This window comes from Colwellia asteriadis, from assembly GCF_039523295.1.
GTDB lineage: Bacteria > Pseudomonadota > Gammaproteobacteria > Enterobacterales > Alteromonadaceae > Colwellia > Colwellia asteriadis.
Window position 1 is genome coordinate 1 of sequence record NZ_BAAAFA010000028.1, and the last position, 1106, is coordinate 1106.

General features: G+C 38.6%; 2 protein-coding genes. Both read left to right on the top strand.

Going from position 1 to position 1106, the window contains the following annotated elements:
• Nucleotides 1–220 (top strand): PoNe immunity protein domain-containing protein (locus tag ABD005_RS18050; RefSeq protein WP_343819151.1); only part of this gene is annotated, 220 nt, incomplete at its 5' end.
• A gap of 56 nt (nucleotides 221–276) precedes the next feature.
• Nucleotides 277–798 carry a hypothetical protein gene (locus ABD005_RS18055; RefSeq protein ID WP_343819153.1) on the top strand — a complete coding sequence of 174 codons (522 nt, stop codon included), beginning with the start codon at nucleotides 277–279 and terminating at the stop codon, nucleotides 796–798.
• Nucleotides 799–1106: the final 308 nt, after the last annotated feature.

Genomic DNA, 1106 nt, shown 5'->3' on the forward strand with positions numbered 1-1106 from the left:
CATATTGCTCAATCAATTTATTGAACAATGGTACGCACAATTAGAAGATGCTGATTGGCATGAAAACCATGAGTGTGATTGTGAGTTTGAGTATACGGATTATTATATTGGCTACTGGTGTTTTGAGCACGCATTAGTGGCAAACTTAACTGGTATAGAAAAAACAACGCTGGCACCTCACTCCATGCTAGCCAGTGATTTAATCAAACAAGCGCAATAAAGTCGCCTTGTTTTTATAAAAGCACATCATGTGAACGACTCAAAAAAAGGATGAACATGAGTTATTTTATCAAAATACACCAATGCCAACACGACACAATAAAACAAACATTAATAAATAAAGACGTTGTTTTAACTCAAGAGCAACTCGATGAACATCAATCAGCCCTTGATGTATTATTTGCAAAATCATACACCCGAGACCCCGAAACACATGAGAGTGAAACAGCATGTGAGTTATTATACGCACTTGAGGTATTGTGCGAGGCTAAATCAACACAAAGCGATTGTATAACATTTTATCTTGATGATGATTACCCGCTGATGGTTGATTTCCTATTCAATGATTGGGATGTGGCTGATGACTTTACATTGCCATTGTCACCACATGGCACACCAGCAGTGGTTTATCGCGATAGCAAATCATTGAGCAGCTACATTACAGCATTTCAAGACATGCTTGATAACGAAGCTTACGACGAAGATTTTATTGAAGAGCATGAATTAGTAGTACTGATAAACTCTCTCTCTTGCGCTCGTCAGAATAATTGTGGTGTATTTGTTTTTTGTTTTCAGTAAAACGCTTGTCATTAGCCAACTATCTCTTAACAGATGTTGGTTTTACCCCCCCTCCCTAAAGTCAAGTGGCTCTGCCATTAAAGTGTCGGCAAAGTCATTATTGAAAATGCAGGGGAAGTACTTACTCCCGCCCTTGCGCTTTCAATTGAAATAAGCACGTGAACTAGGCAAAGGCGACCCCGTTAAATTCTTACGCGACATTGACTGGGCTGGTTTAACCAAACAAGCTATCGATTTAGTGAAAGAAAAAATAATCAGTATCCGTGGTGCCTTTGATGATATTGTCGATAGCTGGTATTTAAAAAGAA

Excerpts from the sequence above, each read along its gene's own strand:
- ABD005_RS18055 (WP_343819153.1), top strand. The coding sequence starts at position 277 with ATGAGTTATTTTATCAAAATACACCAATGCCAACACGACACAATAAAA.